Annotated in this window: 24 protein-coding genes; 15 read left to right on the forward strand and 9 right to left on the reverse strand. The window is 66.1% G+C overall.

What is annotated here, in order from left to right:
- Positions 1 to 18 precede the first annotated feature (18 nt).
- The 6 genes from VHC04_RS08655 to fabD form a co-directional block, all read right to left on the reverse strand.
- Positions 19 to 1,326: an MFS transporter gene (locus VHC04_RS08655; RefSeq protein WP_325680086.1), complete on the reverse strand. Its 1,308-nt coding sequence runs from the start codon at positions 1,324 to 1,326 to the stop codon at positions 19 to 21.
- 215 nt (positions 1,327 to 1,541) lie between these two features.
- A complete protein-coding gene (gene mltG / locus VHC04_RS08660; RefSeq protein ID WP_325680088.1) occupies positions 1,542 to 2,531 on the reverse strand; it encodes an endolytic transglycosylase MltG in 990 nt (329 codons plus the stop codon).
- A 58-nt stretch (positions 2,532 to 2,589) separates the two neighbouring features.
- The gene (gene fabF, locus VHC04_RS08665; RefSeq protein WP_325680090.1) at positions 2,590 to 3,852 is read right to left on the reverse strand and encodes a beta-ketoacyl-ACP synthase II; all 1,263 of its coding nucleotides are present in this window, start codon (positions 3,850 to 3,852) and stop codon (positions 2,590 to 2,592) included.
- A gap of 37 nt (positions 3,853 to 3,889) precedes the next feature.
- A complete protein-coding gene (locus VHC04_RS08670) occupies positions 3,890 to 4,126 on the reverse strand; it encodes an acyl carrier protein (protein ID WP_325680092.1) in 237 nt (78 codons plus the stop codon).
- A gap of 174 nt (positions 4,127 to 4,300) precedes the next feature.
- Positions 4,301 to 5,038 carry a 3-oxoacyl-[acyl-carrier-protein] reductase gene (gene fabG / locus VHC04_RS08675; protein ID WP_325680095.1) on the reverse strand — a complete coding sequence of 246 codons (738 nt, stop codon included), beginning with the start codon at positions 5,036 to 5,038 and terminating at the stop codon, positions 4,301 to 4,303.
- 203 nt (positions 5,039 to 5,241) lie between these two features.
- Positions 5,242 to 6,204 carry an ACP S-malonyltransferase gene (gene fabD / locus VHC04_RS08680; protein WP_325680098.1) on the reverse strand — a complete coding sequence of 321 codons (963 nt, stop codon included), beginning with the start codon at positions 6,202 to 6,204 and terminating at the stop codon, positions 5,242 to 5,244.
- A gap of 254 nt (positions 6,205 to 6,458) precedes the next feature.
- On the opposite strand from fabD, the gene VHC04_RS08685 reads away from it, so the two are divergent.
- The 6 genes from VHC04_RS08685 (at position 6,459) to VHC04_RS08710 (ending at position 12,657) form a co-directional block, all read left to right on the forward strand.
- The gene (locus VHC04_RS08685) at positions 6,459 to 7,964 is read left to right on the forward strand and encodes a replicative DNA helicase (protein ID WP_325680100.1); all 1,506 of its coding nucleotides are present in this window, start codon (positions 6,459 to 6,461) and stop codon (positions 7,962 to 7,964) included.
- Positions 7,954 to 9,024, forward strand: coding sequence for an alanine racemase (gene alr, locus VHC04_RS08690; protein WP_325680102.1), 1,071 nt, complete (start codon positions 7,954 to 7,956; stop codon positions 9,022 to 9,024). The genes VHC04_RS08685 and alr overlap by 11 nt, the downstream gene beginning before the upstream one ends.
- On the forward strand, positions 9,021 to 9,806 hold the full coding sequence (locus VHC04_RS08695; RefSeq protein WP_325680104.1) for an MlaE family ABC transporter permease: 786 nt from the start codon (positions 9,021 to 9,023) through the stop codon (positions 9,804 to 9,806). Before alr ends, VHC04_RS08695 begins: the two co-directional genes overlap by 4 nt.
- Before the next feature lie 185 nt (positions 9,807 to 9,991).
- Positions 9,992 to 10,744, forward strand: coding sequence for an SDR family oxidoreductase (locus VHC04_RS08700; RefSeq protein WP_325680106.1), 753 nt, complete (start codon positions 9,992 to 9,994; stop codon positions 10,742 to 10,744).
- Positions 10,744 to 11,886, forward strand: a complete 1,143-nt coding sequence (locus tag VHC04_RS08705; protein WP_325680108.1) for a CaiB/BaiF CoA transferase family protein — start codon at positions 10,744 to 10,746, stop codon at positions 11,884 to 11,886. Before VHC04_RS08700 ends, VHC04_RS08705 begins: the two co-directional genes overlap by 1 nt.
- A 3-nt stretch (positions 11,887 to 11,889) precedes the next feature.
- Positions 11,890 to 12,657, forward strand: coding sequence for an enoyl-CoA hydratase/isomerase family protein (locus VHC04_RS08710; RefSeq protein WP_325680110.1), 768 nt, complete (start codon positions 11,890 to 11,892; stop codon positions 12,655 to 12,657).
- 72 nt (positions 12,658 to 12,729) lie between these two features.
- Here the strand turns inward: VHC04_RS08710 and VHC04_RS08715 are convergent, their stop codons facing one another.
- Positions 12,730 to 13,683, reverse strand: coding sequence for an alpha/beta fold hydrolase (locus VHC04_RS08715; protein ID WP_325680112.1), 954 nt, complete (start codon positions 13,681 to 13,683; stop codon positions 12,730 to 12,732).
- A gap of 84 nt (positions 13,684 to 13,767) precedes the next feature.
- On the opposite strand from VHC04_RS08715, the gene VHC04_RS08720 reads away from it, so the two are divergent.
- The 5 genes from VHC04_RS08720 to rplI all read left to right on the forward strand — a co-directional run bounded on the left by VHC04_RS08720 (position 13,768) and on the right by rplI (position 16,773).
- A complete protein-coding gene (locus tag VHC04_RS08720; protein ID WP_325680114.1) occupies positions 13,768 to 14,961 on the forward strand; it encodes a M20 aminoacylase family protein in 1,194 nt (397 codons plus the stop codon).
- Positions 14,961 to 15,254 (forward strand): (2Fe-2S)-binding protein, encoded by a 294-nt coding sequence (locus VHC04_RS08725; protein ID WP_325680116.1) that lies wholly within the window; start codon positions 14,961 to 14,963, stop codon positions 15,252 to 15,254. The genes VHC04_RS08720 and VHC04_RS08725 overlap by 1 nt, the downstream gene beginning before the upstream one ends.
- A gap of 196 nt (positions 15,255 to 15,450) precedes the next feature.
- A complete protein-coding gene (gene rpsF / locus VHC04_RS08730) occupies positions 15,451 to 15,918 on the forward strand; it encodes a 30S ribosomal protein S6 (protein ID WP_325680118.1) in 468 nt (155 codons plus the stop codon).
- Between the two features lie 6 nt (positions 15,919 to 15,924).
- On the forward strand, positions 15,925 to 16,197 hold the full coding sequence (gene rpsR / locus VHC04_RS08735; RefSeq protein ID WP_325680120.1) for a 30S ribosomal protein S18: 273 nt from the start codon (positions 15,925 to 15,927) through the stop codon (positions 16,195 to 16,197).
- A 12-nt stretch (positions 16,198 to 16,209) separates the two neighbouring features.
- The gene (rplI, locus tag VHC04_RS08740) at positions 16,210 to 16,773 is read left to right on the forward strand and encodes a 50S ribosomal protein L9 (protein ID WP_325680122.1); all 564 of its coding nucleotides are present in this window, start codon (positions 16,210 to 16,212) and stop codon (positions 16,771 to 16,773) included.
- A gap of 64 nt (positions 16,774 to 16,837) precedes the next feature.
- On the opposite strand, the gene VHC04_RS08745 is transcribed toward rplI, so the two are convergent.
- Positions 16,838 to 17,218, reverse strand: coding sequence for a rhodanese-like domain-containing protein (locus tag VHC04_RS08745; RefSeq protein WP_325680124.1), 381 nt, complete (start codon positions 17,216 to 17,218; stop codon positions 16,838 to 16,840).
- A gap of 308 nt (positions 17,219 to 17,526) precedes the next feature.
- Here VHC04_RS08745 and VHC04_RS08750 point away from each other — a divergent pair, with 308 nt between their 5' ends.
- From VHC04_RS08750 to VHC04_RS08765, 4 genes are all read left to right on the forward strand, one after another.
- Positions 17,527 to 18,381: an LLM class F420-dependent oxidoreductase gene (locus tag VHC04_RS08750; RefSeq protein WP_325680126.1), complete on the forward strand. Its 855-nt coding sequence runs from the start codon at positions 17,527 to 17,529 to the stop codon at positions 18,379 to 18,381.
- A gap of 3 nt (positions 18,382 to 18,384) precedes the next feature.
- Positions 18,385 to 18,813, forward strand: a complete 429-nt coding sequence (locus tag VHC04_RS08755; protein ID WP_325680128.1) for a RidA family protein — start codon at positions 18,385 to 18,387, stop codon at positions 18,811 to 18,813.
- 208 nt (positions 18,814 to 19,021) lie between these two features.
- Positions 19,022 to 20,284 carry an ammonium transporter gene (locus tag VHC04_RS08760; protein ID WP_325680130.1) on the forward strand — a complete coding sequence of 421 codons (1,263 nt, stop codon included), beginning with the start codon at positions 19,022 to 19,024 and terminating at the stop codon, positions 20,282 to 20,284.
- A gap of 113 nt (positions 20,285 to 20,397) precedes the next feature.
- Positions 20,398 to 21,438 (forward strand): TIGR03617 family F420-dependent LLM class oxidoreductase, encoded by a 1,041-nt coding sequence (locus tag VHC04_RS08765; protein ID WP_325680132.1) that lies wholly within the window; start codon positions 20,398 to 20,400, stop codon positions 21,436 to 21,438.
- A gap of 94 nt (positions 21,439 to 21,532) precedes the next feature.
- On the opposite strand, the gene VHC04_RS08770 is transcribed toward VHC04_RS08765, so the two are convergent.
- Positions 21,533 to 22,075: a flavin reductase family protein gene (locus VHC04_RS08770; RefSeq protein ID WP_325680133.1), complete on the reverse strand. Its 543-nt coding sequence runs from the start codon at positions 22,073 to 22,075 to the stop codon at positions 21,533 to 21,535.
- Positions 22,076 to 22,269: the final 194 nt, after the last annotated feature.

Consider the following 22,269-nt stretch of genomic DNA (forward strand, 5'->3'; position numbering starts at 1 on the left):
CCGGCATCCTCTGCGGTTTCAGTCGCCGGCTCCCACGATCGTGCCGGTCGGCGCATGCTCTAGACGCGCATCATGCCGCAGCGCCAGAACAATGACCATGCCCATCACCGCACAGGCCGAGATCACCCACAACCCGGCGCTGAAACCGCCCGTCAGGTCCTTCAGCCAGCCCATGATGAACGGACCGAAAAATCCGGCCAGATTGCCGACCGAGTTGATCGCCGCTATGCCCGCCGCTGCCGCCGCGCCAGTCAGGAAGGCGGTCGGGAAGGTCCAGAAGATCGGCAGCACGGCAAAGACGCCAAAGGCGCCGATCGACAGCAGCACCATTTTTGCTTCCGGCGAATCGACCAGGGTCGACCCGGCGATACCGATCGCCGCGAGGGCGAAGGCGATCGCGGCATGCCATTTCCGCTCCATCCTCGCATCGGAGCGCCGACCCCACCAGATCATGCCGATCGTGCCGACGATATACGGGATCGCGGTCACGAAGCCGACCTGGATATTGGTCAGACCGAAATTCTTGACGATCTGGGGCAGCCAGAACGCGGTGCCATAATTGGTCGCCACGGCGCCGAAATAGACCAGGCACAGCGCCAGCACCTTCGGATTGACCATCGCCTGCAGCACGCCGAGACCGTGGACCTCCTCCTTGCGCTTGCCCTCTGCGGCCAGACGGTTGCTCAGCCAGTCCCGCTCCTCGGACGTCAGCCAACGTGCGTCGGACGGGCGGTCGGTCAGGTAGTACCAGACGACGAAGGCCAGGATGACAGCCGGCGCCGCCTCGATGATGAACAACCACTTCCAACCCGCAAGGCCCATGAAGCCGTGCATTCCCAGCAGCAGGCCGGAGACCGGCGCGCCGAGGACCGAGGACAGCGGGATTGCCGCCATGAACCAGCCGATGATCCGGCCGCGGTAGGTGCCTGGGAACCATAGCGTCAGGTAGAAGATGATGCCCGGGAAGAAGCCGGCCTCGGCGATGCCCAGCAGGACGCGGACGATGTAGAAGCTGGTCTCTCCCTGCACCAGCGCCATGCAGCCTGACAGGATGCCCCAACTGAACATGATGCGGGCGATCCAGCGGCGGGCGCCGAATTTTTCCAACATCAGGTTGGATGGCACTTCGAAGATGAAGTAGCTGAAGAAGAAGATGCCGGCACCGAAACCGAACGCCGCATTGGAGATTCCCAGCTCCTTGTTCATCTCCAATGCGGCGAACCCGACATTGACCCGATCCAGGTACGCGACAAAGTAACAAAGCATCAGAAACGGCACGAGGCGCAGCGAGACCTTCCTGATCGTGCGCTTCTCGAGTTCGTTCATGAACGGCTCCCGTCTAGCGGCCCGTCCAGACGGGCTGTCCCGATGAATGTCCCGCGGCAATAGGGACCGACCCAGGCAGCGTCAACCCGCTGGATCGTTTTCTGCCAGAATCGTGCCGGACCGGAAGACGGACGCCTGGCTGGATATTGCCGGATCTTCAGCCCATCCGGCCAGCGACCTTGGCTGAAGCCATGGTTCCGCCACCTCGGCCATGGTCAATCGGGACTGCCATGCGCCGGGCGCGGCGCCAGGGCGCGCCAGCGGGCGACCGCTGCCTCGTGGGTGTCCAGTGTGCGGGAGAAAGTGTGGCCGCCGGTGCCGTCGGCGACAAAATACAGGTCATCGCTGGCCGCCGGATGCAGCACGGCGTCCAGGCTGGCGACACTGGGGGAGCAGATCGGGCCCGGTGGCAGGCCGGCATTGCGGTAGGTGTTGAATGGATTGTCGCGGGCGAGGTCAGTCTTGCTGAGTGGGCGATCCAGTATGCCAGTGCCGCCCGACACGGCATACACGACGGTGGGATCGGCCTGCAGACGCATGCCTTCGCGCAGCCGGTTCAGATAGACGGCGGCGATGTGCGGCCGTTCCGCCGGTTTCGCCGTCTCGCGTTCCACGATGCTGGCCAGTATCAGCGCCTCGCGCGGATTGTCCAATGGCAGGTTGGGGGCACGTCCCGTCCAGGCGATATTCAGCGCTCGGTCCATGGCCGCTTGTGCGCGCGCGACAATGGCGGCCGCGCTGGTGCCGTATTCATAGCTGTAGGTTTCCGGCAGCACGGAGCCATCCGGGAAGTCCGGGACCTTTCCCGTCAGGGCATCCGCTCGTGCCAATACCGCACGCATTTGCACGGCCGTCAGGCCCTCCGCGAGGGTCACCTTGTGTTCGACCGGCCTGGCGGTGCGCAGGATCGACAGCACCTCGTCGATGGAGGCCCGCGCCGGAAAGGCGAACTCGGCCGCGCGCAACGGGCCGCGGTCCCGGCTGATCCAGGCGGCGGCGCGGAACAGCAGCGTATTGTCGATGATCCCGGCCTCAGCAAGCGCGTGTGCCAGGGCTTCGGTCCCGCCGCGCGGCACGACGATCGCCTTGGCAACCGGTAACGGACCGGGCTGCGCGAGCGTGCTGCGCAGCCAGACGGTCGCACCCAGTGCGCCACCGGCCAATAGGATGAAGCCAAGAATGATCGCCAGGACCCAGCGTCTCATCGCCGGCTCCCTCCGTGCTGCCGAACCAGGGCGGGATCAGGGGCGCAGCGGCCCCGGATCAGGCCAGCGCCTTGAAGATGATTGACGCGTTGGTCCCGCCGAAACCGAAGCTGTTCGACAGGGCAACGGAGATCGGCCGCTCCTGCGCATGCTTCGCCACCCGATCGATCACGCTTTGCGTGCTCGGCTCGTCCAGGTTCAGCGTGGGGGGCGCGACGCGGTCGCGGATCGCCAGGATCGAGAAGATCGCCTCGATCGCGCCCGCCGCGCCGAGCAGATGCCCGGTGGAGGATTTCGTGGAGGACATTGCCAGGCCGCGGGCGTGTTCGCCGAACAGGCGCTCGACCGCTTCCAGCTCCAGATCGTCCCCCAGCGGCGTGGAGGTGCCATGGGCGTTGACATATTGGATGTCGGCCACGGTCAGCCCGCCGTTGCGCAGCGCCGCCTTCATCGAGCGGAAAGCGCCGTCATGTCCCTCGGCCGGCGCGGTGATGTGGTAGGCGTCGCCGGACATGCCGTAGCCGCCGATCTCGGCATAGATGTTCGCGCCGCGCTTGCGAGCGTGTTCGTAATCCTCCAGCACCACACAGCCCGACCCTTCGCCCATGACGAACCCGTCGCGGTCCTTGTCCCAAGGGCGGGACGCGGCCGTCGGGTTGTCGTTGAAGGCGGTGGACAAGGCGCGGGATGCGCAGAAACCGGCGATGCCCAGCTCGCATACTGCCGCCTCGGACCCGCCGGCCAGCATCACGTCAGCGTCGCCCAGCGCGATGAGCCGAGCGGCGTCGCCGATGGCATGGACGCCGGTGGCGCAGGCGGTGACGACCGAATGGTTTGGACCCTTGAAGCCGTATTTGATCGACAGATGGCCCGAGGCGAGGTTGCTGAGTGCCGAGGGGATGAAGAACGGCGACAGCCGCCGCGCCTTGCCCTGCGACACCAGGATGGAGGCATCATAGATCGACTCGAGGCCGCCGATCCCGGAACCGATCATCACGCCCGTGGCGCACCGATCGTCCTCGTTCTCCGGGTGCCAGCCGGCATCCTCGACGGCGAGGGAGCCGGCGACCATCGCCAGATGGATGAAGCGATCCATCTTCTTCTGGTCCTTGACCGGGATCCACTCATTGACGTCCAGGCTGCCCGTCTCGCGCGAGCCGGCGGGAACCTGGCCGGCGATCTTGCAGGGCAGATCCTTGGGATCGAAGCGGGTGATTGTCCCGATGCCCGATTCGCCGTTGATCAGCCGGCGCCAGACATGCTCGACGCCCACGCCCAAGGGGCAGGCGATCCCCATGCCCGTCACCACAACACGCCTCATCCCGGCCGTCCCTTTCGCGCTGCTGGGCCGCTTGACCTTACTTGCCCTGCTTTTCGATGTAGTCGATCGCATCCTTGACGGTGGCGATCTTCTCGGCGGCATCCTCAGGGATTTCCACGTTGAAGGCTTCCTCGAACGCCATCACCAGTTCCACCGTGTCCAGGCTGTCCGCGCCCAGATCGTCGATGAAAGAGGCTTCCGGGGTCACCTTGGACTCTTCAACGCCCAGGTGTTCGACGACGATCTGCTTGATCTTCTCTGCGACTTCGCTCATCGGCTCCGCTACTCCGTCTGCTGCTTGCTTGAAGTTATGCTGCTTCCAAACTATCCGGCTCTTCTCAAACCGCCGGCTCCCGGCCCCGGTGCGTGAAGCGGTCCGTCATGAAGCGGCGCGCTTAGCATGGTTTCAAGGCGAGGGGAAAGGCCGGCGGTCCCTTGGCGATCAAGTCTAAAGCATCGCCATGCCGCCATTCACGTGCAGTGTTGCGCCGGTGACCCACCCGGCTTCATCCGATGCCAGATAGCAGACCGCGGCGGCGATGTCCTCTGGCTGGCCGATGCGGCGTAGCGGGATCGCTTCGGCCAGCTTGGTCCGCTGCGCCTCGTTCAGTTTGTCGGTCATCGCGGTGGCCACGAAGCCGGGAGCGACGATGTTCACCGTCACGCCGCGGGAGGCGACTTCCTGCGCCAGCGCCTTGCTCATGCCCTCCAGCCCGGCCTTCGCGGCGGCGTAGTTGGCCTGACCGGCATTGCCGGTGGAGGCGATGATCGAAGAGATGTTGATGATCCGGCCCGCGCGGCGGCGGACCATGCCCAGCAACACCGCGCGCGCAAGACGGAACGGGGCCGACAGGTCGACATCCAGTACCGCCTGCCAGTCCAGATCGGACATGCGCAGCGCCAGCATGTCGCGGGTCATGCCGGCATTGTTCACCAGAATGTGCAGCGGCCCGGCAGCCTTTTCCGCCGCCTCGATCAGCGCCTCCGGCTCGGCCGCGTTGCGCAGGTCGGCGGGGCAGACGTGCACGCGTTCGGCCAGGTCGCGGGCCAGCATGTCCAGCGCGTCCTGGCGCGTGCCGGACAGCACGACAGTGGCACCCTGTGTGTGCAAGGCGCGAGCAATCGCGGCGCCGATTCCGCCCGAGGCGCCGGTGACCAGCGCGGCCTTCCCATCCAGTCTGAACATCGCGGGTCCTTCCCGTCCTTGACGCGCGCGGCCGCCGCCGGCGCGCAACATGATGGTTCTCTCCGGACCGTCGTCACCGCTCAGACAGGGTGAAAATGGCCCGGCTTTCTATGAGCCGTCGCCGGAAGCGCGACCCGCCGACGTCCTGCCCGGGCGGCTGCCGTTCAGCTTGCTCCCTCCCGCAAGCAGGCGTCGCCTCACCATTACAGCGCTTTCAGCACCGTTTCGATATCGGCGGGCGTCCCCGCCGACAAGCCCGCGGCTTCGGGCACGATCCGCTTGACCAGGCCAGTCAGCACCTTCCCCGATCCCAGCTCGATGAAGCTGTTCACACCCATCTCGGCCATCGCGGCGGCGGATTCGCGCCAGCGAACGGTGGCCGTCACCTGCTGGACAAGCAGATCGCGAATGCGGCCGGGATCGGATTCGCGTCTCGCCGAGACATTGGCCACCAGCGGCACCACCGGCTCGCATGCCGGGCTCTTCTCCAGCGCCTCCGCCATCGCCTCGGCGGCGGGGGCCATCAGCGCGCAGTGGAACGGGGCGGAGACCGGCAGCAGCATGGCACGCTTCACGCCCTTGGTTTTGGCGATCTCCACCGCGCGCTCGATCGCGGTGCGATGGCCGGAGATGACAACCTGTCCACCGCCGTTGTCGTTCGCTGGTTCCACCACCTCGGTCCTGTCCGTTTCCGGCACCGGCGCCGCCTCGGCGCAGATCTCTCGCGCCAGGTCCATCTCGGCGCCCAGCAAGGCGGCCATCGCGCCCAGGCCAGCGGGAACGGCCTTCTGCATCGCCTGGCCGCGCAGCTTCAGCAGGCGGGCGGCAGTGGCAACGTCGAACGCCCCGGCGGCGGCCAGTGCGGAGTATTCGCCGAGACTGTGGCCGGCGACCACCAGCGCCTTCTGCCGCAGGGCGAAGCCACCTTCCTTCTCCAATACCCGCAGCACTGCCAGCGAATGCGCCATCAGCGCCGGCTGGGTATTCTCGGTCAGCGTCAGCTCTTCCGCCGGCCCCTCGAACATCAGGCGGGAGAGTTTTTGCTTCAGCGTTTCGTCGACTTCCTCGAACACTTCCCGTGCGGCGGAGAAGGCGGCGGCAAGATCGCGGCCCATGCCGACGGCTTGGCTGCCTTGGCCTGGAAAAATGAACGCATGCACCGGCATCGTGGATGACTTTCGGGATTAGCGCGTTACGGATTGGTAGGATTGGCGCGCGGCACTACCGGCGGGCCGGGGGGCTGTCAAGGCGGCCGGCCGGAGGCCGGGGCCCTGGGCACGGCGGTCGCGGCCGGCCGGCGCATGGCTTTCCAAGCCGTCATGCACCCGCCGGATGACCGATGATCCGCCCCCGCTATCCACAGCCGTCCACAGCCTTGGGCGGCTGCGCCGCTCGTTTGAATCGGGCTACCATGGCGGCGATGAACACCGTCGAGTCGCCATTATTCGGCCTGTCGCAGCGCCTGCCGCCGTCCAATATCCAGGCGGAGCAGGCGCTTCTCGGCGCCTTGCTGGCCAACAACAAGGCGTATGAGCGCGTTTCCGAATTCCTGATCGCCGACCATTTCGCCGATCCGGTCCATGGCCGTATCTTCCAGGCGATTGCCCGCCGGATCGAGGCCGGGCAGCTTGCCGATGCGGTCACGCTGAAAGCCGAGTTCGAGCATGCAGGCGTCCTGGAAGAAGTCGGCGGCACCGCCTATCTGACCCAGTTGCTGTCCGCGATGGTCGGCATCATCAACGCCGGTGACTACGGCCGTGTCGTCTACGACACCTGGCTGCGCCGGCAATTGATAGACCTCGGCGAGACCGTGGTGAACAACGCGTACGGCGCCAATTCGGACCTGGACGGCGTACAGCAGATCGAGACGGCCGAGCAGGCGCTGTTCGACCTGGCGGCCGACGGCGGCAGCACCGGTGGCTTCATCGCGTTCGAGCGCGCGCTGACCGAAGCCATCCACAGCGCCGAGCGGGCGTTCAAACGATCGGGCCATGTCACCGGCCTGTCCACCGGCCTGCGCGACCTGGACAGCAAGATGGGCGGCTTGCATCCGTCCGACCTGATCATCCTGGCCGGCCGCCCTGGCATGGGGAAGACGGCGCTCGCCACCAAGATCGCCTTTGGCGCCGCCAAGGCGATCATGGCGGACGCGCGCGGCATTGACCCGAATGCCTTGCCGAAGCAGTCGGTCGCCATCTTCTCCCTGGAAATGAGTGCCGAACAGCTCGCCACCCGCCTGTTGTCAGAGGAGGCTCGTGTCTCCGGCGATCGCATCCGCCGCGGCGATATCGGCCAGAAGGATTTCGATAAATTCGTGCAGGTGTCGCGAGAGATCGCCTCGCTGCCGATCCAGATCGACGACACGCCGGCGATTACCATGTCGGCGCTGCGTACCCGCTGCCGGCGGCTGAAGCGTACCAAGGGCGTGGCACTGGTGATCGTCGATTACCTGCAGCTGATGCGCCCGGCCGCCGGCACCAGGCCGGAAAACCGCGTGCTGGAAATCAGCATGATCACCCAGGGTCTGAAAGCGCTGGCCAAGGAGTTGGCGATCCCGGTGATCGCGCTGTCCCAGCTGTCCCGCCAGGTGGAGAATCGTGAGGACAAGCGGCCGCAACTGGCCGATCTGCGTGAGTCCGGCTCGATCGAGCAGGACGCCGACGCGGTGATGTTCGTGTATCGCGACGAGTACTATCTGGAACAGAAGATGCCGAAGGAAATCGCCTATGAGGGGAACAGCGACAAGTTCCATGCGGCGATGGAGGATTGGCAGCAGCGCATGGCGAAGGCGCACAACCGGGCGGACCTGATCATCGCGAAGCAGCGTCACGGGCCGACCGGGACGATCCCGCTGCTCTTCGAGGGCGAATTCACCCGCTTCGGCGACCTGGACCTGATCCATACCGAGGATGGCTATGGCGGCTGACACCGCGCACGCGGTGCTGGAGGTCGACCTCGGCGCCATCGTCGCCAATTGGCGCGATTTGGGGGCGCTGCATCCCTCCGGCCCGGTGGCCGGCGTGGTCAAGGCGGATGCCTACGGCCTGGGCGCTCGGCCCGTGGCTGCCGCCCTGTACGCAGCGGGATGCCGGCATTTCTTCGTGGCCTATCTGGACGAGGCGATCGCCATCCGCGACCTGCTGCCCGACGCCATGCTGGCCGTCCTGTCCGGCCCGATTCCCGGCACCGAATCCGACTATGCGGAGCACGGGCTGACGCCGGTACTGGGATCCTTGATGGAAATCGAGGCCTGGGCGGGTCGCGGCCCGGCCATCCTGCATGTCGACACCGGGATGTCGCGCCTGGGCCTGTCCGCGGCCGAACTCGACGTGCTGGAACGGAAGCCCGGTCTGCTGGCAGGGTTGCCGATACGTTTTATCATGACACATCTCGTCGCGTCCGAGGAACCGGACGAACCGGTCAATCTGCGTCAATGCCAGGTGTTCGCCGCTGCTCGCGCGCGACTGCCCAAGGCGCCGGCCAGTTTCGCGAACTCTTCCGGCATTCTGCTGGGGCCCGATTTCGGCACCGATCTCGCGCGGCCGGGGGCGGCCCTGTATGGCGTCAATCCCGCGCCCGGCCGGCCCAACCCGATGCGGCCGGTCGCCGCGCTGCGAATCCGGGTGCTGGAAGTTCGGGACATCCCGTCCGGCGCCTCGGTCGGCTATAACGCGACCTGGACCGCGTCCCGCCCGTCGCGGATCGCCACCGGCGCGCTGGGCTATGCCGATGGGTTTCATCGCGCGCTATCGGGCAAGGCGAAGGCGTGCTTTGACGGCACCCCCGTCCCACTGGTAGGCCGCATCTCCATGGACCTTTCGACTTTCGACGTTACCGACCTGCCGGCGGTGCGGCCGGGCAGCTGGCTGGACATCATCGGTCCGCATCAGACGGTGGACGACCTCGCCGCGCTGGCCGGTACCAACGGCTATGAGATCCTCACCTCGCTGGGCCGGCGCTTCCGCCGGGTCTATCTGCCGGCGTGACCGTCCTGCTTGACCTCCTGGCTTTCATCGGACGGGGCGTCCTGGGCTGGTGTCGCGGCGCCGGGAAGCTGGCCTTGTTCGGGCTGGAAGGATTGTCGCACCTTGCTCGACCGCCCTTCTATGTCCGCCGCTTCCTGGTGGCGTTGGCGGAGATCGGATATTACAGCCTGCCGGTGGTGGCGCTGACGGCGGTGTTCACCGGCATGGTGCTGGCGCTGCAGGCCTATACCGGATTCGCGCGCTTCTCGGCGCAGGGGGCGACCGCCAACCTGGTGGTGCTGTCGGTCACCCGGGAGCTGGGGCCGGTGCTGGCGGGGCTGATGGTGGCCGGCCGCATCGGCGCGGCAATGGCCGCGGAACTGGGGACGATGCGTGTCACCGACCAGATCGACGCCCTGTCCACGCTGTCCACCAACCCGATGAAATATCTCGTGACCCCGCGCCTGCTGGCCGGCACGATCGCGCTGCCGCTGCTGGTGGTGATCGCCGACATCCTGGGCGTGCTGGGCGGCTTCATCGTTTCGACCTTGAAGCTGGGCTTCAACCCCAGCGTCTACCTGACCGCGACGATGAACTTCCTGGAAGCGCAGGATGTCGTGTCGGGCCTTGCGAAGGCAGCGGTGTTCGGGTTCATCATCGCGCTGATGGGCTGCTACAACGGCTACAACAGCCGGGGTGGCGCGCAAGGCGTAGGGTCGGCGACGACCATGGCGGTGGTCAGCGCGTCGATCCTGATCCTGGCCTTCGACTATGTGTTGACCGAAATGTTTTTCGCGCGATAAGCCGCGATCCGGCCCGACCGCATGTGGGAACTTCGCTGGCGGGCGGATCAGCCGCCTGCCGGCCCACCACGGGCGGCGCCGCGCTGCCGCCACCCCGACAGGGATGTGCAATCTTGGGGTGCGGCCATTGGCAGGCCCGGCGCTCACGGGTACGCTCCCCCCATAGAGCAATCAGGAGCGTTCATATGCAGCCACTTGCGGGCAAGGTCATTCTCGTCACCGGCGCCAGCCGCGGTATCGGTGCCGCCGCGGCCGAGGCCTTGGGCAAGGCGGGTGCGACCCTGGTGCTGACCGCACGCGATGCCAAACGGACACAGGCGGTGGCCGCGGCGATCGGACCCTCGGCCAGCGCCGTGGCTTGCGACGTATCCGACTATGCCGCCTTTGCCGCGCTGGTGGAGCAGACCGTGGCCAGGCACGGCCGGCTCGATGTGCTGGTGAACAATGCCGGCGTGATCGAGCCGATCAGCCGCATCGCCGATAGTGACCCGGTGGCCTGGGCGCGCAACATCCAGATCAACCTCGTTGGCGCCTATCATGCCATCCGCGCGGTGCTGCCGAGCATGGTCGCGGCGGGCGGCGGAACGATCATCAACCTGTCCTCGGGCGCGGCAATCCGGCCGCTGGAGGGATGGAGCAGTTATTGTTCCGCCAAGGCCGGGCTGCACATGCTGACGCGGGCGGTTGCGCTTGAAACGCTGGGGCAGGGGATTCGGGTCTTCGGTTTCCAGCCCGGCACGACCGACACCGACATGCAGGTGCTGATCCGGGCGTCGAAGATGAACCCGGTCAGTCAGATCCCGCGGGAGAAGCTGACGCCGGTGGCGCTGCCGGGGCGGGCCATCGTCTACCTGTGTTCGCCGGCCGCGGATGATCTGATCGGCCAGGATTTCAGCCTGAACGACGCGGCGTTCCGCGCGCGTCTGGGAGTCGCGTGATGCCCGAGAAGACCAGGACCGGACCGCTGCACGGGATCAGGGTGCTGGAAATCGGCCAGGCGCTGGCCGGACCGCTGGCCGGTGTCATCATGGCCGACATGGGCGCCGAGGTGATCAAGGTGGAAAAGCCCGACGGGGGCGACGATGCCCGTCTGTGGGGGCCTCCTTTTGTCGGTGGTGATTCGGTGATGTTCCACAACACCAATCGCGGCAAGAAGTCGGTCACGCTGGACATCAAGGATTCCGCCGACGTTGCGAAGCTGAAGAAGCTGGCGGCGGAGTCCGATATTCTGATCCAAAATCTGCGTCCGGGCATCGTCGATGATTTCGGCATCGGGCCGGAGGCACTGACGGCGGAATTCCCGCGGCTGATCTACTGCTCGATCTGGGCATTCGGACATACCGGCCCGCTGAAGCGCGCGCCGGGCTTCGATCCGTTGCTGCAAAGCTATGGCGCGGTGGTGACACTGACCGGGCGACCCGAGGATCCGCCAACCTTCTGCGCGCCGGCGATCAATGACACCTCCACCGGCATGTGGTGCGTGATCGGCGCCCTGGCGGCGTTGCAGCGGCGCGCGGTGACGGGTCGCGGCGGCATCGTCGATGCCTCGCTGTTCGAGAGTGCGGTGGCCTGGGTGCAGGGGCCGCTGAACAACTACAACGTCACCGGCAAGGTGCCTGCCCGGCATGGTGCCGCCTCGGCAACGCTGGCGCCGTATCAGATCTTTGAAACCAAGGATCGACCGGTCTGCATCGCCGCCGGCAATGACCGGCTGTTCGTCAAGCTGGCGAAGGCCATGGGTCATCCGGAATGGTGCGATGATCCATTGATGAAGGACGGCCGCCAGCGCGCCGCCAACCGCGAATACGTGGTGGCGGCGATGCAACCGGTATTGTTGACCCGCACGCGGCAGGACTGGCTGGGCCTCATCGGCGAGGCCGGTGTGCCCTGCGCGCCGGTGAACGATATCGCCGAGCTGGCGCGGTCGGAGCAGTTGCACGCGATGGATATGCTGCGCACCCTGCCGGGCAGCGGATTGTCCGTGGTGGGCCTGCCGATCAGCTTTGAGCGGGAACGGCCGTATCCGGCCGGGGATTCCCCGACGCTGGGCCAGCACAATGCCGAGGTATTCAAGGATTAGCCCATGACCGACGAGCTTCTGTATGAGGTGCGGGACGGCATCGGCCGCATCACCTTCAATCGGCCCCAGGCCCGCAATGCGCTGACCTTCCCGATGTATGAGCGGCTGGCCGAGGTTACCGCTGATCCGGGCGATGTGCGCGTGCTGATCCTGACCGGTGCCGGCGATAAGGCGTTCGCCGCAGGCACCGACATCAACCAGTTCCGGTCCTTCTCCTCCGGCCAGGACGCCCTTGACTACGAAGCTCGGATTGATCGCGTCGTCGGTACGCTGGAGCGGTGCCGTGTGCCGACCATCGCCGCGATCGCCGGCGCCTGCACCGGCGGCGGCGCGGCGATCGCGGCCGGATGTGACCTGCGCATCGCCGCGGCCAATGCGCGTTTCGGTTTTCCCATCGCGCGCACCCTGGGCAACTGCCTGTCGATGTCGAACATCGCTCGTCTGGCGGCGCTGATCGGTGCGGCACGCGTGACCGAAATGATCTTCACCGCCAGGTTGTATAGCGCCGCCGAGGCACAGGCTGCCGGGTTGGTGTCGGAGGTGTTGCCCGACCAGGCCGCGCTCGAGGCACGCACGGCAGAACTGGCGACGCTGCTGTCGGGTCACGCCCCCATCACGATGCGGGTGACGAAAGAGGCGTTGCGCCGTCTGCGTGAGCACGGCCTGCCGCCGGATGAGGACTTGATCCGGATGGCATACGAAAGCCAGGACTTCCGAGAGGGGATGGACGCGTTCCTGACCAAGCGCACGCCGGCTTGGCGGGGCGCTTAGAAGTGGCGGGGGCTTGGAGTGCGAGGCTTGACGACGGCGGGCACGAGGCCGGGCTCGCTCATGACGGCCCGGTCAGCGGTCGAGGCTTGCAAGGAAGTCTCCCAGCACCCCAATGAACCCCAGCGTGTTCTGCCCGTGCACGTTGTGGCCGCAGTTCGGCACCGTCACCAGCCGCCCGCCCGGCATGGCGGCTGCGAAGCGTTCCGCGGCGTCGGGCTCCAGGATGTTCGACGTCTCGCCGCGTACCAGTAGCACCGGCAGGCGGAAATCGGTCGCTTCCTCCAGCGTGATATTCTCCATCGGACCGCTGGGGCGCACGATGCCCAGCCGGCGCGGCGCGGAATCGCACTTGCTGATGTATTTGCCGTCGGCGCGTTCCAGCATGTTGTATTTCACCGTCCGCTCGATGTGTTCACGCGGCCGGTATGGGTCGTATTTGCGCACCGCGCTGACGAAATGCTCCAGATCGTCGAATTCCTGCGCCGCCTGGACAAAGCCGGCGATTGCCGCTCGGCCCTTTTCCGAGACTTCCGGCCCGACATCGACCACAACCAGCGCCTTCAGCAGTGCCTGGTTGCGCCGGGTCAGCAGCATGGCGTTGCGTCCACCCATGGAATGGCCGATCAGGATCGGCTTCTCCAGCCGCATGGCCTGAATGAACGCCTCGGCGTCCAGCGACATCTCGTGGTTGGAATACGTCACGTCCCGCGACCATTCGCTGTCCCCATGGCCGCGCTGGTCCAGCGCCAGCACCCGGTACTTCTGCGCCAGATGCAGGCTGACCAGGTCCCAGGAATGGGCCGACTGGTGGCCGCCATGCAGCAGCACGATCGGTGGCGCGTCCGGCCTTCCCCATTCCAGGAAATGGAAGCGCATCCGCCGCAGCACGATATTGCGGGACCGATAGCGTATCGCCGGCTCGTGCGGAATCTTGAGGTCCGCGGCGCTGGTCAGCAGGCTGCGGAACTCGGCGGATCCGGTCATGTCGAGCGGATCGGTGGTCTCGGCGAACAGGTTCAGGTACATGGCGGAACAAGAGCCTGTCCCGTCTGGCGTGGCAAGAGTGGCGGGATTATCGTCCTGGCTCGAACCTCGCCAGGGACATGCCGCATGCCGACCGAAGCCCCCAAGGAAGCCGCGTTGGAAGCGCTTGAGCGCGCCCGCCAGTTCCAGCCCGAAATCGCCGCGATCCGCCGCGACATTCATGCCAATCCCGAACTGGGAATGGAGGAGTACCGCACCGCGGAGCTGGTGGCGCGCAAGTTGGAGGAATGGGGGATCGAGGTGCATCGCGGCGTCGGCAAGACCGGCGTGGTGGGTGTGTTGCGCAGCGGCAACGGGGATTCGGCGGTGGGATTGCGTGCCGACATGGACGCGCTGCCGATCCAGGAGGCGACCGGCCTGCCGCACGCCAGCACGCGGCCCGGCCTGATGCACGCCTGCGGCCATGACGGGCATACCGCCACGCTGCTGGGCGCCGCGAAATACCTGGCTGAAACGCGCAACTTCAACGGCACCGTCAACTTCATCTTCCAGCCGGCCGAGGAAGGGCTGGGTGGTGCCGAGGCGATGCTGAAGGACGGGCTATTCGAACGTTTCCCTTGTAACTATGTCTATGGCATGCACAACCGCCCGGGCTTGGACGTCGGAAAATTCATCATCGGCAAGGGCGTGCGGATGGCTGGCGGTGCCTTCTTCGACATCACCATCACCGGCCGCGGCGCGCATGGTGCGCGCCCGCAGGAAAGCATCGATCCTGTCGTCGTCGCCTGCCACCTGGGCGCGGCGCTGCAGTCTGTTGTCGCGCGGAATATCTCGGCCAATGACCAGGCGGTGCTCAGCATCACGAAAATCCAGGCCGGCGACGCCTATAACGTGATACCGGAGCGCGCCGTGATGTCCGGCACCGCCCGCACCTTGAAGCGGGAGGTGATGGAAACGATCGAGCAGCGGATGAAGCAACTCTCGGTCAATATCGCGGAAGGGTTTGGCGCCACCGCCGAGGTCGATTTCCGTTTCCTGTTCGCACCGCTGGTGAACGATGATGCCGAAGCGGAGGTCTACGGCGATGCCGCCGCCGAGCTGGTAGGGGAGGAAAACCTGAACCGCAACGCCGCCCCCGCCGCGGCGTCCGAAGACTTCAGCTTCATGCTGGAACGCGTTCCCGGCGCCCATATCAATTTCGGCAATGGCGCCAGTGCGGCGGTCCACAACGACAGGTACGACTTCAACGACGACTCGATCCCCTATGCGGTCGCCCTGTTCTCCCGCATCGTCGAAAAGAAGCTGCCGAAAGGCGCCTGATGCTGATCCGCACCGCGCCCGCCGCGCTGACGATCTGGTTCGACGGCAATCCCGTCGCCGCCAGCGCGGGGGACAGCGTGGCTGCCGCCCTGTTGGCGGCCGGCGTGACGGCGACACGCACCACGCCGGTGTCGGGCGCCTCGCGGGGGCCATACTGCATGATGGGCGCGTGCTTCGACTGCCTGGCCAAGGTCGATGGGCGCCCCAACGTGCAGACCTGCATGACGCAGGTCAGGGACGGCATGCGCGTGGAAACCCAGGACGGGGCGCGGACCATCGGCGGCATGGGCTGATCGGCCAACGCCGCGGCGAAGGCGCCGGACAAGGCATCCACGACCCGCCAAACCCCTTGCCATCCTATGCCGCCTGTGCCAGAAGCGCGCCCTTCCCTGCCGGGGGCGACGGCATCGCTCCCGGCTATGCCTGCTTGCCATCCCGGCAAGGGCCCGTTCGGGCCAGGGGCAGAGACAAGCCATAGGGGGTCCTATCATGCCGTTATATGAAACCGTGCTCATCGCGCGGAACGACGTCACGCAGCAGCAGGTCGAAGCTGTCGCGGATGAGATCAAGACCGAACTTGAAGCCGAGGGCGGCGCCGTCAAGAAGACGGAATACTGGGGCCTGCGCAGCCTCGCATACCGGATCAAGAAGAACCGCAAGGGGCACTACATGCTCCTGGGCCTCGACGCCAAGCCGGCCTTCATCACCGAGATGGAGCGCAAGCTGGGCCTCAATGAAGACATCCTGCGCTTCATGACCCTGCGGGTGGAGGAGATCGAGGAAGCCCCGTCCGCCATCCTGTCGCGCAAGTCCGACGAACGGGAGCGCGGGTTCCGCGGCCCCAAGCCGGCTGGCCGGTTCGAAAGCGGCCGCCGCCGTGGCTATGACGACCGAGAGGAGTTCCGCGCCCGCGACGAATTCCAGCGCGAAGAATTCCGTCCCGGCGGTGAGGAGTAAGCGATCATGTCGGATACCGAAGTCAATCCCGCTGCCCGCCGCACCGCTGTTGGCGCGCGCCGCCCCTTCTATCGCCGCCGCAAATCCTGCCCGTTCTCCGGCCCGAACGCGCCGAAGATCGACTACAAGGACGTGCGCCTGCTGTCCCGCTTCCTGTCGGAGCGCGGCAAGATCGTGCCGAGCCGGATCACCGCCGTGTCGGCGAAGAAGCAGCGGGAGCTGGCGGTAGCAATCAAGCGCGCCCGCTTCCTGGCCCTGCTGCCCTATATCGTGTCCTGAGGAGCGAGGATCATGGCAGCCGTTGAACTGATCCTGCTGCAGCGGGTGGAAAACCTGGGGCAGATGGGCGATGTGGTGAAGGTGAAGCCGGGCTATGCCCGCAATTTCCTTCTGCCGCAGAAGAAGGCCCTCCGTGCCAACAAGGACAATCTGGCGCACTTCGAAAGGCAGCGCGTCCAGTTGGAGGCGCAGAACCTGAAGCGTCGTGAGGAAGCGGAGCGTCTGGCGGAGCGTGTCGTCGGCATGACCGTCGTCATCATCCGTCAGGCCGGCGAGTCCGGCAGCCTGTACGGGTCGGTGTCCGCCCGAGATGTGGCGGAAGCCTGCAACGAGAACGGGCTGACGGTGAACCGCTCCCAAGTCGTGCTGGAACATCCGATCAAGAACCTGGGCCTCGCCAAGGTCCGTGTGGCGTTGCATCCGGAAGTGGTGATCGGCATCACCGTGAATGTCGCTCGCAGCCAGGATGAAGCGGAGCGGCAGGCGCGCGGTGAACGCGTCACCGGTGAGGAAGACGAGGATCAAATCCCCACCGCCGAGGACATCTTTGAGGGCGACACCCCCGAAGCCGTCTGATCCGGTTCGGTTCGGAGCCACGAGGCAGGGGCGTTACCGGCGGCGGTAGCGCCCCTTGTCGTCTTCAGATCTTTTCCACCGCCCAGCCGCCGCCGACCAGGTCCTTGAACCCGCCGGCATTGCGCACATCGGTGTAGCCCATGTCATGCAGCGTCTTGCCGGCCAGCGCCGCCCGGCCGCCAGAGCCACAGTACAGGATCACCGGCTTATCCTTCTGCAACGCTTTCTCATATGTCGGCAGATCGGGATCCGCCTTGAATTCCAGCAGCCCGCGGGAAATCGCCAACGCCCCTTGCACCTTGCCGGACGCGGCGATCTCTGTCCCGTCGCGGATATCCACGATCACGGCGCCCTTGGTCTTCACGAGCTCCGCCGCGTCCCGTGGGGTGATCGTGGGCACGACGGCGCGGGCGGCTTCGATCATCTGCTTGGCACTGGTCGGCATGGCTGCATCCTCCTGAAAGACATCGATCGGCAGACTACCCAGCCGGTGCAAGGCTCGCCAGCCCGCGCCATGCGCTGACCGCGCCGCATGGATTGGCGGGCCCATGATGTGGTCCGTTGTCATCCGGCTTGAACATGGTCGCAACGATGACGGGGCCGCTGTCAACTCCGGACGAAACGATGCCCGGGGTGTGTCCCGATGCCTGAGCGTCCCGCCACGCGCCGGAGGCAGCCGTCTCCCGCGTGACGACGCTATACGTGCATGCCAGACTATGCTCAGCATTCAGCCAGCACACAGGGAGACGGACCATGCATTTCGGCGCCTCTATGTTCCTGACCGACTATTCGATGACCCCCGCCGCACTGGCCAAGGCGCTGGAGGAGCGCGGCTTCGAATCCCTCTGGGCGCCGGAGCATTCGCATATCCCGCTATCCCGCAAGTCGCCCTGGCCGGGCGGTGGGGAACTGCCGAAACAATATTATGACGTGATGGACCCGTTCGTGACCCTGACGGCCGCGGCGGCCGCGACGACGAAGCTGAAGATCGGCACCGGCGTCTGTCTGGTGAACCAGCGCGACCCGATCCAGACGGCGAAACTGGTGGCCTCGATCGACCAGGTTTCAGGCGGGCGCTTTCTGTTCGGCATCGGGGTCGGCTGGAACGCTGAGGAAATGGAGAATCACGGCACCGCCTTCACCAGCAGAGCAAAGCTGGTGCGGGAGCGGATCGAGGCGATGAAGGCGATCTGGACCCAATCGAAACCGGAATATCATGGCGAGTTCGTCACTTTCGATCCGATGATGACCTGGCCGAAACCAGTGCAGAAGCCGCACCCGCCGGTCATCGTGGGCGGCGCCTTCCCGCATGGCGCGCGCCGCGCCGTCCGCTATGGCGATGGCTGGATTCCCTTGGCCGGGCGTCCCGGCCAGCACGGTGACGTGTTCGAGGTCGTACCGAAATTCCGCGCGATGCTGGCCGAGGCGGGCAGGGACGATGCCGCCTGTCCGGTTTCCATCTTCAACGCGCCGGAGGATCTGGACACGCTGAAGCGCTACCGGGAGCTGGGGATCGTTCGTGTCGCCACCAGCCTGCCGGCGGCGAAGGAGGATCAGGTGCTGCCGATACTGGACCGCTGGGCGGCGCTGATCCGGCAGGTCGGCTGAACCATGGCTGAGATTCAGCGCCTGATGGTGGATGGGCAACTCCCGCCGGTCAGTCATTACTGCCATGTTGTCCGCGCCGGGAATCTGGTCTGGGTCTCTGGTAGCGTCGGCGCCCGTCCAGATGGAACGGTGCCGGCGGATGCCGGGGAGCAGATGGAGGTCGCCTTGGCCAATATCGACGCCTGCCTGCGGGCGGCTGGCGCGGGACCGGAGCATGTCGTGAAGGTCAATGTCTACCTGACCGACATCAACGACCGGGCCAAGGTGAACCCGCCGCGCCAGCGCTATTTCGGAGAGCATCGCCCTGCCTCAACCCTGGTCGGTGTTACCGCCCTGGTGCTGCCGGCACTGAAAGTGGAGGTCGAGGTGACGGCGGTGGTCGCTTCCGAGGCCGGGGCCGGCGAGCCACCGGGCCAGATCGTCACATTCTGATCGGCAGAGGGCCCTCGCCGCTGCGCTGGTGCCCAGTAATCAGGCATCGTTTTCTGCGGTGCGCGCGGGCAATTGCCGTCATCCTGCCTGTCGGACGGCCAGCCTCGCCTGCCTGGTTTTGAGGCAGCTACGCTCCGCTGCCGCGTTCCGCCCCTCCGTGGCCTGGCACGCTTTTTGACTATTGGCGCGCCGGCCGAGGGGAAATGAAATGCAACGTGTCGACCCGGGTGATACCGCCTGGATGCTGCTATGCACCGTTCTGGTGCTGCTGATGACGATTCCGGGCCTGGCGCTGTTCTATGCCGGGATGGTCCGCAAGAAGAACGTGCTGGCGATCATGATGCAGTCGTTCAGCCTGTGCGCGGCGATGACCGTGGTCTGGATTGTCGCCGGCTACTCGCTGGCATTCACCAACGGCAACGCCTGGATCGGCGACACGTCGCGCCTGTTCCTCAGGGGGGTGGCGATCGACTGGGCGAAGCCGTTCACCCTGGGGGCGGGCACCGGAATGGCGCAGCCGACGACCATCCCGGAATCCGTCTTCATCATGTTCCAGATGGCCTTCGCCATTATCACCCCGGCCGTCATCACCGGCAGCTGTGCCGACCGCATGAAGTTCTCGGCACTGATGCTGTTCATGACGCTATGGTCGCTGCTGGTCTACGCGCCGCTGGCACACTGGGTCTGGGCACCGACCGGCTGGCTGGCGGCGCTGGGCGTGGCCGATTTCGCCGGCGGCACGGTGGTGGAGATCAACTGCGGCATCACCGGACTGGTCTGCGCGGTGATGCTGGGCCGGCGCATCGGGCTGGGTCAGGAGAATATGGCCCCCTGGAATCTCAGCTACGCCGTCGTCGGTGCCTCTCTGCTGTGGGTCGGCTGGATGGGCTTCAATGCCGGCGGTGCGTTGGGCGCCAATGGCAGGGCCGGGATGGCGGTGCTGGTCACCCAGGTCGCGGCGGCGGGGGCGACGCTGTCCTGGACCTTCGCCGAGTGGTTCCTGCATGGCAAACCCTCCGTCCTGGGGGCGATCTCGGGCGCGGTGGCCGGGTTGGTCACCATCACGCCCGCCGCCGGCTTCGTGCTGCCCGGACCGGCGCTGGCGATCGGGCTGGTGGCCGGCGCCGTCTGCTTCTGGGCGGCCACGAGCTTGAAACTGGCGCTGCGCTATGATGACAGCCTGGACGCATTCGGCGTGCACGGCGTTGGCGGCATCATCGGCATGCTGGCCACCGGCTGGTTCGCTTACGGGCCGCTGACCGCGACCCGGGCGCAGCCCGAGGGCATCATCATCGGCGGCCTGGGCCAACTGGGGGTGCAGGCTGCCGCCATTCTGGTGACGATCCTGTGGAGCGCCGGCACGAGCTGGATTCTGCTGACCCTGGTCGATCGCACGCTGGGCCTGCGCGTCACCGCCGAGGAGGAGCGGGAAGGGCTGGATATCGTCCTGCACGGCGAACAGGTCTTCTGATCCGCATCGCCCATCCGCATCGCGCCCACCCGCACTGCGCCCACCCGCACTGCGCAGGTTGCGACCGTGGCCCGCCTGCACGACACTGACCCGCGGGAGAGGAGACGGAATCCATGCGCGTATCGATCGGACTGCCGGTGGAGGATTGGCGTGCCTGTGGCGATGCCGCGCGCCAGGCCGAAGAAGATGGCGCCGACGCCGTCACCGCCAGTGAGCTGAAGCATGACCCGTTCGCCCCGCTCGCTTTCGCGGCGGTGGCGACGCAGCGTGTATCGCTGGTGACATCGGTCGCCATCGCCTTCCCGCGTAGTCCGATGATCGTCGCCAACCAGGCCTGGGACCTGCACAGCCATTCCAGGGGCCGCTTCGTCGTCGGCCTGGGCAGCCAGGTGAAGGCGCACAACGAACGCCGCTTCTCCACCCCCTGGATCGCGCCCGCTGCCCGGCTGGGCGAATACTGCGACGCCCTGCGGGCGATCTTCCGCTGCTGGGAATACGGGGAAAAGCTGGATTTCCACGGCAAATATTACAATTTCTCGCTGATGACGCCGGAATTCTCGCCGCCGCCGCAAAAACTGCCGCTGCCGCCGATCGCCATGGCCGCGGTTGGCCCGCTGATGCTGAAGATGGCGGCCCGCCACGCTGACAGCGTCCGCCTGCACAGCTTCGCGACGCGCGACTATCTGGAACAGGTGGTGCGGCCGATGCTGGCCGAGGAACTGGCCGCCTGCGGCAAGAGTTTTGACAATTTCGAAATCACCGGCGGCGGTTTCGTGGCCACCGGTCCGGACAGGGAGGCGGTCAGGCAGGCGGCCGAGAAGGTGCGCTACCGCGTGGCCTTCTATGGTTCGACCCCCGCCTATCGCGGCGTCTTCGACCTGCACGGCCTGTCCGATCTGGGCCCGCGGCTGACTGATCTGTCGAAACAGGGCAAATGGTCGGAGATGGCGGCCCAGGTGCCTGACGATGTGCTGGACCTGTTTGTGGCCCGAGCGACTTATGACGAACTGCCGGCAGCGATCGAGAAGCGGTACGGCGGCATCGTCGATGCGGTGTCGATCGACTTCGCGGCCGGCACGTCGTCCGCCACGCGGCGGGACGTGATTGCCGCGGTGCAGCGGATTTCCAGCAGGTTCAAGGGATTCCGGACGTAGTCCGGACAGGCGCGGACCGCATGTGCGACCGGCATTTCCCGCGTGCCATGGCGGGTAGGGACGACGGAACGCCCAGCATCAATGCCGCTCGGTGTCAGAGGCCCGGCGGCAGCTTCGACCGCATCATCTCCCGACGGTCGAATCGCCGTCCATCCACGACGAACGTGCCGTCGCCGATCGCATGGATCATCCGCTTTTCCTTGCGAGCTGGATCCATGTGCGCGGCGACGCCTTCCAGGACGACGATGCTGTGGCGGTCGATGATATCGACGACCCGGCATTCGATATGGGCGACGCACTGCCGGATCAGCGGCGCCTGCACCTGCTTTGCCGCCAGGCGCGTCAGGCGGAATTTTGCAAACTTGTCGGTATTCCGGCCAGAGCACGTTCCCACACCGACGACCGTATCCAGCAGGTCGATCGTTGGCACGGCGATCACGCAGGCTCTGGTGCTCTCCAGCGCGGCATAGGAAAAATTCCAGCTGCCTGTGGTGATCGCGAATGATGCAGCGAAGTCGAGCACCATCGTCCAACTGATCGTCATCACGTTGTCCTTGCCCGCGTCATGTGTCGTGACCAGCACGACCGGTCCGGGTTCGATCAGGGTAAAGGCTCGGCTGATCGGCAAGCTGTCCATGGTCACCTCCGTTCTGTTCCGGGGCTGATGATATCCCGGGTTTCCTCACCGCTCCGTGATTCGGGTGCAAGGGCGGGCCGTTGAAGACACCGCTTCTCAGCCCGACCGAAACCGGACTAGCATTCCGGTCGCGAGGGCGCGCCGAGGGCAAGCCTCGCGACAGACAGGTGAACCTCGGCCACCGCCTTCGACGA

The organism is Rhodopila sp., from assembly GCF_035548095.1.
Classification (GTDB): Bacteria; Pseudomonadota; Alphaproteobacteria; order Acetobacterales; family Acetobacteraceae; genus Rhodopila.